This window comes from Pseudomonas sp. TH41 (assembly GCF_016650695.1).
Classification (GTDB): domain Bacteria; phylum Pseudomonadota; class Gammaproteobacteria; order Pseudomonadales; family Pseudomonadaceae; genus Aquipseudomonas.
This window is the reverse complement of sequence record NZ_JAEKFH010000004.1, coordinates 14,660-30,001: the sequence shown is the minus strand read 5'-3', so window position 1 is coordinate 30,001 and position 15,342 is coordinate 14,660. Positions and strand designations below refer to the sequence as shown.

General features: G+C 58.1%; 12 protein-coding genes and 1 pseudogene. 5 read left to right on the top strand and 8 right to left on the bottom strand.

Annotated features, from left to right (window positions below):
* The first annotated feature begins 13 nt into the window (after positions 1–13).
* Positions 14–1,123 (top strand): polyamine ABC transporter substrate-binding protein, encoded by a 1,110-nt coding sequence (locus JFU37_RS16965; protein ID WP_201116557.1) that lies wholly within the window; start codon positions 14–16, stop codon positions 1,121–1,123.
* A gap of 86 nt (positions 1,124–1,209) precedes the next feature.
* Entirely contained in the window at positions 1,210–2,334 is a 1,125-nt protein-coding gene (locus tag JFU37_RS16960; protein WP_201116556.1) for a DmpA family aminopeptidase, read from the top strand.
* Between the two features lie 406 nt (positions 2,335–2,740).
* Here JFU37_RS16960 and JFU37_RS16955 read toward each other — a convergent pair whose 3' ends face one another.
* Positions 2,741–3,658: a LysR family transcriptional regulator gene (locus JFU37_RS16955; protein ID WP_201116554.1), complete on the bottom strand. Its 918-nt coding sequence runs from the start codon at positions 3,656–3,658 to the stop codon at positions 2,741–2,743.
* 144 nt (positions 3,659–3,802) lie between these two features.
* Here JFU37_RS16955 and JFU37_RS16950 point away from each other — a divergent pair, with 144 nt between their 5' ends.
* Together JFU37_RS16950 and JFU37_RS16945 are read left to right on the top strand one after the other, a co-directional pair.
* Complete coding sequence (locus JFU37_RS16950; RefSeq protein ID WP_201116553.1) at positions 3,803–4,561, top strand: 5-oxoprolinase subunit PxpA; 759 nt, start codon at positions 3,803–3,805, stop codon at positions 4,559–4,561.
* A 41-nt stretch (positions 4,562–4,602) separates the two neighbouring features.
* A complete protein-coding gene (locus JFU37_RS16945; RefSeq protein ID WP_201116552.1) occupies positions 4,603–6,093 on the top strand; it encodes an amidase in 1,491 nt (496 codons plus the stop codon).
* Positions 6,094–6,423: 330 nt separating this feature from the next.
* Here the strand turns inward: JFU37_RS16945 and JFU37_RS16940 are convergent, their stop codons facing one another.
* The 5 genes from JFU37_RS16940 to JFU37_RS16920 form a co-directional block, all read right to left on the bottom strand.
* Positions 6,424–7,212 carry an SDR family oxidoreductase gene (locus JFU37_RS16940; protein WP_201116551.1) on the bottom strand — a complete coding sequence of 263 codons (789 nt, stop codon included), beginning with the start codon at positions 7,210–7,212 and terminating at the stop codon, positions 6,424–6,426.
* A 59-nt stretch (positions 7,213–7,271) separates the two neighbouring features.
* Positions 7,272–8,819 carry an amino acid ABC transporter permease/ATP-binding protein gene (locus JFU37_RS16935; protein ID WP_201116550.1) on the bottom strand — a complete coding sequence of 516 codons (1,548 nt, stop codon included), beginning with the start codon at positions 8,817–8,819 and terminating at the stop codon, positions 7,272–7,274.
* A 64-nt stretch (positions 8,820–8,883) separates the two neighbouring features.
* Positions 8,884–9,678 carry an ABC transporter substrate-binding protein gene (locus JFU37_RS16930; protein WP_201116549.1) on the bottom strand — a complete coding sequence of 265 codons (795 nt, stop codon included), beginning with the start codon at positions 9,676–9,678 and terminating at the stop codon, positions 8,884–8,886.
* A gap of 46 nt (positions 9,679–9,724) precedes the next feature.
* The gene (locus JFU37_RS16925; RefSeq protein WP_201116548.1) at positions 9,725–10,795 is read right to left on the bottom strand and encodes an isopenicillin N synthase family dioxygenase; all 1,071 of its coding nucleotides are present in this window, start codon (positions 10,793–10,795) and stop codon (positions 9,725–9,727) included.
* A gap of 14 nt (positions 10,796–10,809) precedes the next feature.
* Positions 10,810–11,661, bottom strand: coding sequence for a sugar phosphate isomerase/epimerase family protein (locus tag JFU37_RS16920; RefSeq protein ID WP_201116547.1), 852 nt, complete (start codon positions 11,659–11,661; stop codon positions 10,810–10,812).
* A gap of 623 nt (positions 11,662–12,284) precedes the next feature.
* Here JFU37_RS16920 and JFU37_RS16915 point away from each other — a divergent pair.
* The gene (locus JFU37_RS16915) at positions 12,285–13,343 is read left to right on the top strand and encodes an IS110 family transposase (RefSeq protein ID WP_201116398.1); all 1,059 of its coding nucleotides are present in this window, start codon (positions 12,285–12,287) and stop codon (positions 13,341–13,343) included.
* A 455-nt stretch (positions 13,344–13,798) separates the two neighbouring features.
* On the opposite strand, the pseudogene JFU37_RS30705 reads toward JFU37_RS16915, so the two are convergent.
* Both JFU37_RS30705 and JFU37_RS16910 read right to left on the bottom strand, forming a co-directional pair.
* Positions 13,799–13,912: pseudogene (locus tag JFU37_RS30705) on the bottom strand (alpha/beta fold hydrolase); the annotation flags it as partial.
* 67 nt (positions 13,913–13,979) lie between these two features.
* Positions 13,980–15,299 carry an OprD family porin gene (locus JFU37_RS16910; protein WP_201117137.1) on the bottom strand — a complete coding sequence of 440 codons (1,320 nt, stop codon included), beginning with the start codon at positions 15,297–15,299 and terminating at the stop codon, positions 13,980–13,982.
* Between the last annotated feature and the right edge of the window lie 43 nt (positions 15,300–15,342).

Sequence of the window (15,342 nt, the reverse complement as noted above, 5' to 3'; positions counted from 1 at the left end):
CTGGAGCATCCCGATGAAACCGACTCGTTACATGCAATTCGCGCTGGCCGCGCTGTTCAGTTTCGGCCTGGTCTGCGCCGAGGCCGATGACGCTGCCAAACCCAGTGTTCATATCTACAACTGGTATGACTACATTGCCCCGAATACGGTGAAAGACTTCCAGAAAGAAGCAGGCGTCAGCGCTGTGTACGATGTGTTCGATAACAGCGACGTCATGCAAAGCAAATTGATGGCAGGGCGAAGTGGCTATGACGTAGTGGTCGCCAGTGCCGACCTGCTGCCGAACCTGATCAAAGCGGGTGTGCTCAAGAAGCTGGATCGCAGCAAGTTACCCAACTGGTCCCATCTCGACCCCGGCATCCTCGCCAAGTTGCAGACCAACGATCCCGGAAACAGCTATGCGGCCCCTTATCTGTGGGGTACCACTGGCATCGGCTATGACGCGGACAAGGTTAAATCGATACTCGGCGCAGATGCGCCAGTCAATTCCTGGGACCTGATTTTCAAGGAAGAAAACCTGGCCAAGTTGAGTCAATGCGGTGTGGCCATGCTTGACGCCCCTAGCGAGATCATTCCCATTGCGTTGCACTACCTTGGACTGCCCTACAACAGCCAGAACCCGGAGGACTACAAAAAAGCCCAGGAACTGCTGCTGAAACTGCGCCCCCATATCGTCTACTTCGACTCTTCCAAGTTCATCTCTGATTTGGCCAATGGCAACGTCTGCGTCGTGCTCGGCTGGGCCGGGGGCGTCGCTGATGCACAAAAAGCTGCCGAACTTGCTGGCAGTGGACGCCACCTTGTCTACAGCATTCCACGCGAAGGTGCCCCGGTGTGGGTGGAGAGTCTGGTGCAGCTCAACGATGCGCCGAACCCGGAACAAGGGTTAGCGTTCATCAACTACATGCTGCGCCCCGAAGTCATCGCCGAGTCATCCAACTACCTGAGCTATCCGAACGCCAACAAGGATGCCACCGCGCTTGTAGAGCAGAAAATCCGCGACAACCCCGGGGTGTATCCGTCCAAGGAAGTGTTGGACACGCTATTTCCGCTTGAACCACTCCCGCTGAAGATGGAGCGCGTGCGCACCCGCACCTGGAACACGGTCAAGACCGGCGCTTGATGGGCAGACTCGGCAGCAGCTGCTGCTGACTAACCAATCCCTTTCCTCAAACACATCAAAATAAGACCCAGATTATGAAAGAGACAATGAAACCACGTGCCCGTGACCTGAACATCCAGTTCGGCCAACTGCAACCCGGTCCCCTCAATGCCATCACCGACGTCCCCGGCGTACGGGTCGGCCATAGTAATGTGCGAGGACGCACCGCCAAGGGCCGCGACATCCTGACCGGCGTCACCCTGATCGAGCCACGTGCCGGTTCCACCAGCGAGCAGCCGTGCTTCGCCGGCGTCCATGTGCTGAACGGCAACGGCGACGCCACCGGTCTGGAGTGGATTCGCGAGGCGGGACTGTTGACCAGCCCGATCGCCTTCACCAACACCCACAGCCTGGGCGTGGTGCGCGATGCGCTGATTGTGCTGGACCGTGAGCAGCAACGGGATGATGGACGGCTCTACTGGAACATGCCGGTGGTGCTCGAGACCTACGACGGATTGCTCAACGACATCAACGGTTTTCACGTGAAGCCTGAACACGTGGCCGAAGCCCTGCGCTCGGCGGCGAGCGGCCCGGTCACCGAAGGGGCGGTGGGCGGTGGCAGCGGCATGATCTGTCACGAATTCAAGGGCGGGATCGGCACGGCTTCGCGGCGTCTGAACGCTGCTCAGGGCGGTTGGACCGTTGGCGCCATCGTCCAGGCCAACCACGGCATCCGCAATGAATTGCGCGTCGATGGCTACCCCGTCGGACGCTACATGGAACAGGTCGACTCGCCGTTTCTCAAAGCGTTGCTGCCGCATCCGGGCATGGGCTCGATCGTCGTTTGCCTGGCCACCGATGCGCCGTTGCTGCCGCACCAATGCACGCGCCTGGCGCAGCGTGCCAGCCTTGGCCTCGCCCGCACCGGCGGCGGTAATGAAGACCACAGCGGTGACATTTTCATCGCCTTCTCCACCGGCAATCAGCACGTGCCGCCGGCTGCTTACGAGAGTAAGCGCGCGCCAACCACCGACAACCTGAGCATGGTCAACAACGACCACATCAGCGAGTTGTTCCTGGCGGCCACCGAAGCCGTGGAGGAGGCCATCATCAACGCCTTGCTGGCCGCCGACACCGCCGAAGGCAACGGGCATGCGGTGCCGGGGCTGGATGCCGAAACGTTGCTCAACGCCTTGCATCAGGCCGGCTGGCCGGGAGCGACGCAGGGCTAACTGATTTAGCCGGATTGAGGTGGTGTGGTCGCTTCGCGTTCGTGCCACCTCGATCACATGACATCGTGCGAAAGCGAGCTGCCTGCACATAATGCCTGCCCGTTAAGAAAATCTCAGGCGAAACACATTCTTGGTAGCAGCTGGCGAAGCCTGCGTTCGGCTGCGCAGCAGTCGTGAAACCTGAGCACGAGGTCTTCCTGAAACACCGCATCGCCTGATTTCACGACTGCTGCGCAGCCGAACGCAGGCTTCGCCAGCTGCTACAGATCGCGTTACGGCTTAACTGGCAGGCATTAGGTGCCTGCTCACCTTCTTTTGTCACCCTTATTTGGACTTCGAGACTTTCGGATTGGAGTTGCCCCAGATCGTGTACAGGTCAGCGTGGGCAGTTTTCGTATCTGATCCATCAACGCCGTGACGACAGTTGCTGCGGCGCAAGAAAGGCATCGTGGAAGTAATCACGCATGGCCTGCATCGCCGGGGTAAAGGCGCGCTCGCGGTGCCACGCCAGGCCGACGCTCATGGGCGTTACCGAATCGCTCAGCGTCACGGTTTCGATGCGCTTGCCCTCCAGGGACCAGGGGCGGTGCACCAGGTCCGAAAGGATCGCCACTCCGCTGCCGTTGGCCACCATGCTGCGCACGGCTTCCACCGAGCTGGTGCGCACGCGAACGTTGGGCGATTGCCCGGCATGTTCCCAGTAACGTCTGGCGCTTTGTTCGGCTTCGTCGACGGTGAGCAGGATATAGGGTTCCCGTGCCACATCGGCGAGGCTGACCGTAGCGCGATCGCACAGCGGATGATGGCTGGGCAACCACAGGCGGCGTTCAGAGTTGAACAGGGTTTCGGAGATGATATCCGGGTGGGTCAGGTTGGCTGTCAGCACGACGGCCATGTCGAAACTGCCCTCCAGCAAGCCGACTTCAATGGCTTGGCGCTCCTGTTCATGCACTTCGATGGTGACGTCGGGGTGCCAATGCTCCAGGCGTTGCAGATGGTGAGGCAAGAAGTAGCCGATGACCGTGTAACTGGCCGCCAGGTGCAGCACGCCACTGGCGCGGTAGTCCGGCAGCGGACTGTTCAGAGCATCATCGACGCTGCGCTGGATCACATACGCGCGATTGAGGAAATGCCGTCCGGCGTCGGTCAGGTTCATGCCCTGGGCTGAGCGCAGAAACAACTGCGTGCCGAGCATGGCTTCCAGTTCCTTGATCGCCGTGGTCACCGCCGACTGGGAGATGTTCAGGTGAATCGCCGCCTGGGAAATCTGGCCGATCTCGGCGGTGGCGACGAAGTAGCGCACTTGGCGCAGCGTGAGAGACATGGACGTTCCTGGAGTCGGGTGGTCTGTGAAGCCGCCATCATTATCTGATTATCAGAAGATGGTCTATCTGATAATAGATCTTCCCAAGGGGTAAGGGCCGTCTTAACGTGGAGGCATGAAGTCACGAAAGAGGAAGCACCAGTGATGCAGGCAGTGGATTTCAATTCGGACATGGGTGAGAGTTTCGGCCCCTGGACCCTTGGCGATGGCGTCGATAATGAGCTGATGGGCTTCATCAGCTCAGCCAACATCGCCACCGGCTTTCACGCCGGCGACCCTGGCACCATGCGTCGCACCGTCGAGCAGGCCAAACGGTTGGGCGTGGCTATCGGTGCCCATCCGGGATTCCGCGATCTGGTCGGTTTCGGCCGTCGGCATATCAACGCCACGGCCCAGGAACTGGTGGATGACATGCTCTACCAGCTCGGCGCCCTGCGGGAAATCGCACGGGCACAAGGCGTGCCCTTGCAGCACATCAAACCTCACGGTGCGCTCTACATGCACCTTGCACGGGATGAAGAGGCCGCACGTCGGCTAGTGGAAAACCTGCAACGAGTGGAGCCGGACCTGTTGCTGTTTTGCATGCCCAATTCGGTGATCTGGCGCGTTGCCTGTGAGCTTGGCCAGCCGGTGGTTCGCGAGTTCTATGCCGACCGTGATTACGACCTCAGTGGCTCCATCGTGTTCACCCGCAACGTTCGCACACTGGCGCCGGCAGCCGTTGCCGCCAAGGTCTTGCGGGCGTGCCAGACCGGGTTGGTGCGCACTGTCGAAGGCGAGGACCTGTTCATCGAATTCGATTCCATCTGTCTGCACAGCGACACGCCGGGTGCCCTGGATCTGGTGAAGGCCACCCGTGAAGCCCTGGATCAAGCAGGGATCAAGGTCCGAGCGCCACGCTGATTTGCCCTGACGGTCACCTATAAAAATAAGGCTAAACATTCATGAAAATTCAAACGTTCAAGATTGAAGAATTAACCATCAGTGCCATGCAGGCGCTGTTGAGGTCGGGTGAGCTAAGCGTTCGCGAACTCACACTCGCCTATCTGGAGCGCATCGAGACGATCGACCGATCAGGCCCGGCGCTCAATTCCATTATCACGGTTAACCCGAAGGCGCTTGAAGAAGCCGACCGTCTGGATCGCGAGTTTGCCACGAGTGGCCAGCTCTCCGGGTCGTTGCACGGTGTGCCAGTCGTGATCAAAGATCAGATCGAGACCAAGGACATGATCACGACCTTCGGCTCTATTGCCCAGGAGGGTTATCAGCCCAAGGATGACGCGACCCTCATCAAGAAACTCAAGGCGAGCGGCGCTATCATTCTGGCGAAAACAGCACTGCCGGATTTTGCCACTTCCTGGTTCGGCTTCAGCTCGATGAGCGGGGAGACAAAAAATCCGTACGTACTGGCACATGACCCGGGTGGCTCCAGCAGTGGCACTGCGGCAGCGGTGGCGGCAAACCTTGCACTGGTTGGCGTGGGTGAGGACACAGGTGGCTCTATCCGGCTGCCTTCAAGCTTTTGCAATTTGGTGGGGGTGCGGGTCACGCCCGGGCTGATCAGCCGCGACGGCACGTCGCCATTAGTAGTGTTTCAGGACACTGCCGGCCCGATGGCTCGCACGGTAACCGACGCCGCACTGCTGCTGGATGCAATGGTCGGTTACGACCCCAAGGATGAGTACACCACTGCCGCGCTGATCGCCGGGCATAAAGGCAGTTATGTAGATGGCCTCGACGCAGCAAGCCTCAAGGGCGCGCGTTTGGGCGTCATTCGTAACGCGTTTGGTTCCGATGACGACCCGGCGTGTGCCAGTGTCAACAAGGTCATCTCAGCCGCACTTGATGTCGCCAAAGACGCCGGTGCCGAACTGATCGACGTGGAAATTCCGGATCTGATGGAACACATCCTGGCAACCTCGCTCTATCTGTCGCACTCGCGTTATGACATCAATCAGTTTTTGGCTTCGCGAGACAACATGCCAGTCGCAACGCTGGAAAAGATCAAGGAACAGAAACTCTACGAGCCTTCACTCGATCTGCTAGAGGCCATTTTTGAAGCCCCTGAACATCCAGAAGATGATCCGCAGTACTTCCAGAAACTGGCGGCGCGCGACAGGTTTCAGCGCCTGGTGGTCGGTATCGTCGCCAAGCACAATCTGGACGCGCTGGTGTTTCCCTGCACCCAGGTCTTGCCCCCCAGCAAGCAGGAAATAAGAGCAGGCAAACATGAAGTCCTGGGCTTCCCGACCAACACCCTGATCGCCTCGCAGACGTGGATGCCGTCGATTTGTCTACCCGCAGGATTCAGTGACGACGGCCTGCCAGTCGGCATGGAGCTGGTAGTCCTGCCTTACCATGAGCCCGATCTTTTCAGACTGGGTTACGCGTTTGAGCAAGCGACAAACTTTCGCAAAGCCCCCACCTATCGATAACACTCTGAACATGCTGGCCGGTTTTGTCCGACTTCCAGGACACCGCTAGCCTGTTCACAACCGCTGCCAGGCAGGGCCGGCACGCTTTGTAGCAGCTGGCGAAGCCTGCGTTCGGCTGCCTGTAGGAGCGAGCTTGCTCGCGAAAGACCTGAGAGCGCACGTTTATCCAACATGAACGCGTTATCGTTAACGTCTTTCGCGAGCAAGCTCGCTCCTACAGGCAGCCGGACGCAGGCTTCGCCAGCTGCTACCAAGAGCGTGTTTCGCCTGAGATTTTCTTATCCGACAGGCATTAGGCGTTGCCTTCCGCTCCCATTGTGCCTGGCGCCTTTATTGACTGGAGCGAACGGCCCCGCCATCAATCAACAAGTTCTGCCCAGTCAGGTAGCCCGCATGACTGCTGCAAACGAAAGCGCAAAGCGCACCGAACTCCTCGGGTGAGCCGAAGCGCTTGGCGGGAATTTCGCGACGGCATTCGGCGAGGAATGCCTCACTGTCTTGCCCTGACTCTTCGGCAGCCGCGACCAGATTGTCACGCAGTCGATCGGTGTCGAATGAGCCCGGTTGCAGGTTGTTGATCGTCACATTGCGACTGGCGATGTTTTCTTGCCGGGCAAGCCCTGCGATAAACCCCGTCAGACCACTGCGCGCGCCATTGGACAGACCCAGGCTTTCGATAGGGGACTTCACGGCACTCGACGTGATGTTGATGATTCGGCCAAATCCGCGTGTCGCCATACCGTCTACCGTTGCCTTGATCAGCTCGATAGGGGTGAGCATGTTGGCATCCAGCGCCTTGAGCCAGGCGTCGCGGTTCCATTCGCGAAAATCCCCGGGAGGAGGGCCACCGGCGTTGTTGATCAAAATATCGAAATGCTCATGGGCCGCGAGGGCTGCCGCACGACCTTCAGGCGTCGAGATGTCGCCAGCGACGGCGATGACCGTCACTTCAGGATTGATCGCTCTGAGCTGACGGGCTGTTTCATTCAGCGTCTGTTCGCCTCGGGCGGTAATCACCACGTTCACGCCTTCGCTGACGAGTGCCTGTGCGCAGGCTTTACCCAGACCTTTGCTGGCAGCGCACACCAGCGCCCAGCGTCCTGCTATCCCAAGATTCATGCCTGTTTTCCTGAAAGAAAGAAGCTCAAAGAAAGTAGTTGCCTACTGCAGCACCTTGCTCACGCATGATCCACCGTTGCAGACAGGTTTGGCGATCGAGCACCGATTCCCATAAAGCGCCGCACTCGCTCTCCTTCGGCTTCGCATCGTATGGTTTCAGGTGTTGCATCCAGTTGGATATTACCGTTCTCCATGAACACAACCCTGTCGGATATCGACATGGCAAAGTCCATTTCGTGGGTGACAATCACCATGGTCATGCCTTCACTTGCAAGGTCGCGTATGACGTTCAGCACATCGCCGACCAGCTCTGGGTCGAGCGCTGAGGTTGGTTCATCGAATAGCATAATGTCCGGCTCCATGGCCAAGGCACGAGCGATCGCCACGCGCTGTTGCTGCCCGCCGGAGAGCTGGTGCGGGTACTTGTGGGCATGGGCCAGCAGGCCGACCTTGTCCAGCAGCGCATAAGCACGATGTTCGCTCAGCTCGCCCGGGTGGCCGTGGTAACGCGGCGCCAGGGTGACGTTGTCGAGAATGGTGCGGTGCGGGAACAGGTTGAAGTTCTGGAACACCATGCCAATGTGCCGCACGCCTTTGCGCAGACGGGCACTGTTGGGTTTGTCCGACGCTTCGATGAATGTCTCACCGAACAACAGAATGTCGCCCGTATCGATGCTTTCCAGGCCGTTGACGGTGCGGATCAGCGAAGTCTTGCCGGAACCGGATGGGCCAATGATCGAGATCACCTGGCCGTATTCGACATTCAGGTCGATACCCATCAGCACTTTGTGCGTGCCATAGCTCTTCTGGATGTTCTTCAGTTGCAGGATCGGCGTCGCGTTGTTGCCCGCTGCTTTACGCGCATTGTCGGGCAAGGCTTCGGCGCAGGCCTTGAACTTGGCCACGGCGGCGTCATCGAGTGCGTGCGGCTTGCGGAAGTTCAGGTCCAGGTAGCGCTCCAGACGCTGCAGGAAATAGCCGAACACGGTGACGATCAGCACGTAGTACACCCCGACCGCCGCCAGGGTTTCCATGACCAGGAAGTTGGTGGCATAGAGGCGTTGGCCGACCGTGAGGATTTCGGTCAGCGAGATCACCGAGACCAGCGACGTCAGCTTGACCACGGTGATGTATTCATTGATCAACGTAGGCAGCGAGATACGGAAAGCCTGGGGGATCACGATCAAACGCTGCATGCCGAACAGGCCGACACCCAGCGCGCGCCCGGCTTCCTTTTGACCTTTGGCCACGGAGATCAGACCACCACGGTGGATTTCCGCCATGTACGCCGCTTCCGTGACGACCAGGGCCAGCAAGCCGGAGTAGAAGGGGTCTGACAGAATCGGGCCGCTACCGGGAAACAGTTGGGGCAAGTTGTAGACGAAGACTACCAGCACCAGCAACGGGATGCTGCGGAAGAACCAGATGTAGACCGCCGCGGGAATGCGCAGTAACGGCGCCTGGGACAGCTTGGCCGAGGCCAGGCCAAAGCCCAGCAGCATTCCGAGGAACCAGGCCAGGGCACTGAGCTGGATCACCGTGACACAGGCTTTCCAGAAGTCCGGCAGGGAGAACAGGGAGAAGAAATACGACCAATCGAATTGCATAGGGCACCTCAATCTGCCGCCCCGGTGCAGGGGAGGCAGATGACCAGACTACAAGGACACGTTCTTAGTTAGCAGTCGGTTCTTCCAAGCCATACTTCTTAAGAATAGCGGCGTACTCACCACTCTTTTTGCTCTCTTCGAACGCTTTTTGCACGGCCTGGAACGTTTCGTCGTTACCTTTCTTGACGAAGATACCCAGGGTTTGCTGATAGATCGGGTGTTCAGTGGTGATCACTACCCGGCCATTGGTCTTTTCCGCGATCATTTTTGCGGCGCCAGCGATTTCAACCTGGGCCTGAATGTTCTTGGACAACAGGGCCTGGGTCACTTCGGGCGCCGAAGGGTACTCGCTGACGGTGATGGCGCCTTTGTTGTTCGGCACGCAGTAGTCATCGGAGAGCTTCTTGAATTCCTTGACCCAGGTGGTGCCCTGTTCCAGGCCCAGTTTCAAGCCGCACAGGTCTTCAGGTTTTTTCGCATTGATCTCGCTGCCCTTGGGCACCATGACCGCTGCACCGGTGTTGGCATAGGCGATGGTTTGGGCCTGAGTCTGGCGCTCCGGTGTGATGTACATGCCGGAAATGATCGCGTCGTATTTGCCGGAGTTCAGGCCCAGGATCAGGCTCGGGAACTTGGTGTCGACGAACTCCACCTTGGCGTTCATGTGCTTGGCCAGCATCGTTGCCAGCTCTGGGTCCGAACCCACCACGTTTTTGTCCGCGTCATAGGACTCGAAAGGAGGATAGGTAATCTCCATGCCGACCTTGAACGGGCCTGCTGCGGCCATACTCACCGAGGCACCGAGCATACCGGCTGCCAATACGGTCATGCACAAAAGTGTGTTCTTATTGTTTTTCATTATTTACTGACTCCGGCGTAGGTAAGTGTGTCGCTGAAAACGTCAATCAGGACGGTTGTGCCTGATTTTTCAAGTGCCCGAAACTGGCGGGCTTACGTGCCTTCTCTGGCAGTTGAACTTCCCCATTTGCCACCCGCTGGCGCAGATACTGATAAGTCTGCAGCGCCTGGCCATACATGTGTTCGCCGATCGCTATTTCTTCGTAGTCCTTGCCTGCCTGGGCGAACGCGGGCAGCGGCTTGATCTGGGTGTGGTAGTCGCAGGCGTAAAACAGGGGGAAGGAATAACGCTCCTCACTCACGCTCCGTACCCGGTGCGAAGTGGCGACGAATGTGCCTGCCGTCATCACTTCAAGCATGTCGCCGATGTTGACCACAAAGGCATCGGCAATCGGTGGTGCATCGATCCATTGGCCAAGATCGTTCATCACCTCAAGGCCTGGCTTATCGGCCAGGAGGATGGTGAAGCACTCGTAATCAGTATGGGCGCCAATACCCGGTGCGTCATGGGCGGCACCGTCGAAAGGGTAATGGATCAGGCGCAGTTTGGACGGTGGACGGGTGACCAGGCTGTCGAAATAGTCTTCTTCCAGGCCCAGGGCCAGGGCGAAACCGCCGAACAAGCGTCGGCCCAAGGCGAAGATTGCTTCATAGTACGCCCGTACCGACTCTTTAAAACCCGGCAACTGAGGCCAGTCGTTGGGCCCCAGCAATGGGGTTTTGGCCAGCACCAGCGGGTCATCGGCCGGGACTTCGAAGCCGACGTCGAAGGCTTCCTTGTGGTCCGGCTTGCCCTTGGAGTAGACCTCTTCACCTTCGGGTACAAAGCCCTTGTGGGATTTCGAGGTGCCGATGTAGTGCTGCATCTTGGTGTCGAAGGACTGGTCGAAAAAGTCCTTGGCAGCCTTGCGCAGGTTGCTGATCAGTTGCGGGTCGATACCGTGATCGGTGATATAGAGGAACCCGACATCGCTGGCGGCGCGACCCAATTGTTCGGCCACGGCCAGGCGGTGTTCCAGTTCAAAGCTGAACAGACCGGCGATATTGACTACCGGGATGCTGTTGAAGTTGGCGTTCTGTGTGTCAGTGCTAACGCTGTTATTTTTATTGTCAGTCATGACGCAAAGGCTCCCTAAGGGTTGCTTGATTGGCTGAAACGGCTGAAGTGTTCACGTTCGGTCTGGCCCATCCACACGTTCAATGACCACAAGTCGGCGACCGGTACATTGGTGAAGGGCAAATGATGCAGGTAGCCGTCGGCACCGAATTCCGGGGTCAGGGTGCTGACCTGGTAGCCGCGGGCTTGCTGCGAGCGCCAGATGCTTTCCCAGTGCTGCTGATGGAAGGCCAGTTCTTTTGCGTATTCGGGAGCCGCCGGGTGCGGAACCTGCGGGCCCTGGTCATAACCGACCCGGGCCTGGATATGGTGCACCCGCTCGACAAAGGCGCTCAGGTCATCGGCCGGGTCATTCAACAGGCGTTCGCAGGTCACCACCCAATGGCTGATGTCACTGGTAAACAACAGGTCGGGCAATTGGCGGATCAATTCCAGGGTCACCCAAGGATTGAACAGCGACCGCGAGCGGTGGGTTTCGAAACTGCAGAGCTGGCCGTGTTTGCGCGCCAGTTCCAGCGCCTGGCCGAAGAACTCCACTTGTTCTGGCAACGACCAGCGATCATTGCCCGCCAGTACGTTGACGAAGCGTGGGCCGAGTTCGGCGGCCCAGCCAAGTTTTTGATCGAGGTCATTAAGGTGAACGGCAGGAGTCGCCGACTGGTCCGGCAGCACGTCGTATGCGGTGAAGACGGTGCTGATATAGCCCAGGCGATTGGCCTGGAGAAAGGCGGCGAACTCAGCCCGTTCACGGGCGTCCAGTGGCAGGCGAGCTTCCATGCCATCAAAGCCGGCCTGCAGCAGCTCTTCGAGCGCCTGGGCCTTGGTGGCGGTGTAACCCCACAGCGTGCGGAAAATTTCCAGCTTCATCGGTGATCCTCAATAATCCCTGGGCCTACTCCAAAAGCACATCGACGGCGCCAGCCGGCCAGCGATCAATGGTCAGCAACGACAGAGGGCTTTTGGGCGAGTTCTCTGCGTCATCTGGTCCCACTAAGCGATGCCGTGGCGAGTTCGCTGTGGAGCCGATGTTAGGCACAGGCTGCGACGCGAAAGAATCTGTAAGTTCAAATCAATACTTCAGGCTTTCATCAACAAATAGCTAGCTACTTATCGTGCTTTTGAAGCGGGATTTTGCGGGCGAGTAGGTGCCTACGCTGCCTATTAGCGAGGGACGCCAGCGTTACGACATCATTTTGGAGAGTCCCAAGCGACACCGATCAGGAAGTGCCCTTGATTCCCCTGGCCGTGCCGACCATAAGGCGTTATCGCAGGGCGCGACGCTGAGATTGGTCAGAAAACCACTCAGACGTGAGAGTACAAAAAACGTGGGTAATGCCAGTCAGTTACGCCGTAACGCGACCTGTAATTGGATGGACTCGCCCAAGCCGAGGCGTCAATGCGCCACGGTGGCAGTCTAAACAGCCAACGACAGCGAGGGCGAGTCCATGAAAAATCATAGTTCGATTGATCAATCCCTGTCTTCTTCCGATTTGTCGGCCTGCACAACCTTAGCGGTCGATCTGGCCAAGCAGGTCTTTCAGGTTGCCGGTGAAGATGTCCTCGGTCAGGTGCGCTACGAGCAGCGGATCAAGTCGCGCGAGGCGTTTTATGAGTTTCTCCACAAGTTACCGCCTTATGTCGTGGTTTTGATGGAGACCGGTCCGGGTGCTCAAGCCTGGGCCCGGCAGTTGCAAGAACAAGGCAATCTGGCGCGGATTCTTCCAGCCGGTTTGGTGGCCACGCATCGCAGCGGGCCAAAAAATGATCGCAACGATGCGCTGGCGATTCTGCGGGCTGGTCGCGATGAAAAAATCTGCGCAGTACCGGTCAAAAGCGTCGCGGCGCTGGCAATGCAGGCGTTGCATCGCGCCCGTCAGGGCTATGTGCGTCGGCGCACGGCTGTCAGTAATCAGATGCGCGGCCTGCTGCTCGAGCACGGCGTGGCCTTGGCGCAGGGCGATGTTGCGATCAGCCAGAAAATTCCGCGGGTACTGGAAGATGCTACCCAGCCGGTGCCGGGCCTGCTGCGTGAACTGATCGACGAACTGTTGGCCGAGTGGCGCCATTTGGGCGAGCGCATCAGCGTGCTGACGGGACGCCTGGAAGTGGCCGCCAACGCCGACATGACGGCGAAGCGACTGATGACTGTGCGCGGCATCGGCCCAGTCACGGCCACGGCACTGGTGGCCAAGGAAACCAAGCCTGAGCGATTCCCCAATGCCCGCAAGTTTGCCGCGTACTTTGGCATGGTGCCTGACCAGCACAGCAGCGGGGAGACGGTCCGGCTAGGGGATATGACCAAGCGAGGCGATGTTTATTTACGCAGCCTGATGATCCAGGGAGCCCATGCGGTGCTGCAACAACTACGACCTGATTCCCAGCAACCCGATGACCGCCGCTTGTTGCGCTGGATGAGCCGGCTGGGCCGTAAGGAGGCTGCGATCAGGCTAGCCAACCGCAACCTGCGAATCGTCTGGGTGCTTTTACAGAATGATCAGACTTATCGTCGCCACGCTGGTGATGGCCAGCAAGCGACAATGAGCCACTGAGCGAAAGAGTTCTGTCACCGAGGTACTAACTGTCCGACCCTTTGCTGAAAAAAATTGACCCCAGGTAAGACCGGCGTGGATTGATGCCTAAGCTGCTACTGGCCTTCGAGGCCTGACCGTAATCGGCATACCACGAGCTTTTCCAATTTTGGCCAGAAGCCGAAGACGGCTTCCACGAATAGGCCTGATACATAGATGCAACGGGGCGACGGTTTTTCAAAAGCGGGTAGACAGTGGGGGGCGAGTCCATACATAGCAGCTGGCGAAGCCTGCGTTCGGCTCGGGCCGCGATCGGACGCAGCAGTCGTGAAATCAGGCGACGCGGTGTTTCAGGAAGACCTCGCGCTCAGGTTTTACGACTGCTGCGCAGCCGAACGCAGGCTTCGCCAGCTGCTACAGGTCGTGTTACGGCCTAACTGGCAGGTATTAGCCCTTTGAGGGCCATTTTTTGGCGATTAGCTGCGTATAAACGCCAAAATGTCAGCATTGATTTCAGCAGCGTTCGTAGTCGGCATACCGTGTGGAAAGCCCGCATATTTCTTCAGGGTGCCATTCTTCGCGAGTAGGGCCATTGCGGTAATGCCCACGAGAAAGCCCTGCCGCGGCACTGCAATGCCATCACTATCAGTCAACGGCTTAAAGGTGCCCAAACTTGATTGGGTATTCGATCACGATATAGATCCTGTCGATGTCATCCCCCCCTTGAGCGCTGTTCGCCCGATGCGTCACTTGAGACAACTGGAGAGACAAGTCTTTGGCCGGCCCCGACTGCAACACATACCGAAGATCGATATCGCGTTCCCAATGTCGTCCTCCATCGCCTTGTTGAGGCACGAACTCTCCAGTCGATTCGTCAAAAGGGTTATAGCCGCCACCTTGGGGCGCGTGGGTTCCGTCAATATCGCGTCCGGTGACGTAGCGAGTCATAAATTTCAATCCAGGAACGCCGAAGGTGCCTAGGTCGAGGTCATAACGGGCCTGCCAAGAACGCTCATGAGGGCCATTGAAGTCGGCATACTTGATCGAGTTGGCAAGGTAAATGGAGTCGCCGCCGACAAAATCGAAAGGGGTGTCGCCGTTGATTTGTTGGTAGGCGAGGGTGAAGGCATGAGCTCCGGCCGTGTATTTACCCGCCAGGCTGTAGGCGGTGTTATCGATGGCCCCGGCCACGGCCTTGCCATAATCCGTTGTGTGATAAACGTTACTGTCGACGAACAACCCGGACTGCTTCAGGTGCAGGTTGGCATAGTATTGATGCCAGGTGTCGCTCAGTTGTGAAGCATAAAGGGCGCCGCCCACCGGGCGTTCTTCAAATAAGTTGGCGCCGATGAAATCGATGCCGCCATATTGGGTGCTCACACCATAGCCTGAAAAGTCGCCTTTGCTGGTCGATTGATTCTGATTCTTGAAAGCTGTGAAGTGTCCAGCCTGTAAATGTATGTCGTCGATTTCACGGCTATCAAATAGCAGGCCAGTGGCGTACTCCGGTTGCAGGCGTTTGTCCGCCGTGTCGAATACCGGCGTTTCCACCAGCATTTCACCGAACGCCAAGGTGGTGCGGGAGGTTCGCAGCTTAAGGGCGCCACCACCGCTAGAATAATTGTCTTCGGCACGTCCCTCCTCATCGAGGGGCAGCAGTCCGGTCCCGGAATGCCCCTTGCCGCTGTCCAGTTTCAAACCCAGAAAGGCATGGGCATCAATGCCAAAACCAATAGTGCCAGCGGTAAAGCCGGACTCAAATGATGTAATGAAACCCTGAGCCCATTCCTGGGTGTAGTTCTTGCCTGTCGGTGAAGGCGATCGATAGTCATTGTTGAGGTAGAAGTTTCGACTGAGCACATCCAGCTTCGAATCTTCCAGAAACCCTTGCGAGGTTTGTGCAGGCTCGGACGCCAAGGCTGTTCCACTGGGGCCACAGAAGAACAAAAGCAGCCAGTAAGTGACTCGCGATTCCATCACTTTTCTTCGGCCTGGAACGGCACTGAAGGTTTTCGATGCA

What these genes read in the sequence shown, in the direction of transcription:
- JFU37_RS16965 (WP_201116557.1), top strand. Translation starts at nt 14, where the DNA reads ATGAAACCGACTCGTTACATGCAATTCGCGCTGGCCGCGCTGTTCAGT.
- JFU37_RS16960 (WP_201116556.1), top strand. Translation starts at nt 1,210, where the DNA reads ATGAAACCACGTGCCCGTGACCTGAACATCCAGTTCGGCCAACTGCAA.
- JFU37_RS16955 (WP_201116554.1), bottom strand. Translation starts at nt 3,658, where the DNA reads ATGTCTCTCACGCTGCGCCAAGTGCGCTACTTCGTCGCCACCGCCGAG.
- JFU37_RS16950 (WP_201116553.1), top strand. Translation starts at nt 3,803, where the DNA reads ATGCAGGCAGTGGATTTCAATTCGGACATGGGTGAGAGTTTCGGCCCC.
- JFU37_RS16945 (WP_201116552.1), top strand. Translation starts at nt 4,603, where the DNA reads ATGAAAATTCAAACGTTCAAGATTGAAGAATTAACCATCAGTGCCATG.
- JFU37_RS16940 (WP_201116551.1), bottom strand. Translation starts at nt 7,212, where the DNA reads ATGAATCTTGGGATAGCAGGACGCTGGGCGCTGGTGTGCGCTGCCAGC.
- JFU37_RS16935 (WP_201116550.1), bottom strand. Translation starts at nt 8,819, where the DNA reads ATGCAATTCGATTGGTCGTATTTCTTCTCCCTGTTCTCCCTGCCGGAC.
- JFU37_RS16930 (WP_201116549.1), bottom strand. Translation starts at nt 9,678, where the DNA reads ATGAAAAACAATAAGAACACACTTTTGTGCATGACCGTATTGGCAGCC.
- JFU37_RS16925 (WP_201116548.1), bottom strand. Translation starts at nt 10,795, where the DNA reads ATGACTGACAATAAAAATAACAGCGTTAGCACTGACACACAGAACGCC.
- JFU37_RS16920 (WP_201116547.1), bottom strand. Translation starts at nt 11,661, where the DNA reads ATGAAGCTGGAAATTTTCCGCACGCTGTGGGGTTACACCGCCACCAAG.
- JFU37_RS16910 (WP_201117137.1), bottom strand. Translation starts at nt 15,299, where the DNA reads ATGGAATCGCGAGTCACTTACTGGCTGCTTTTGTTCTTCTGTGGCCCC.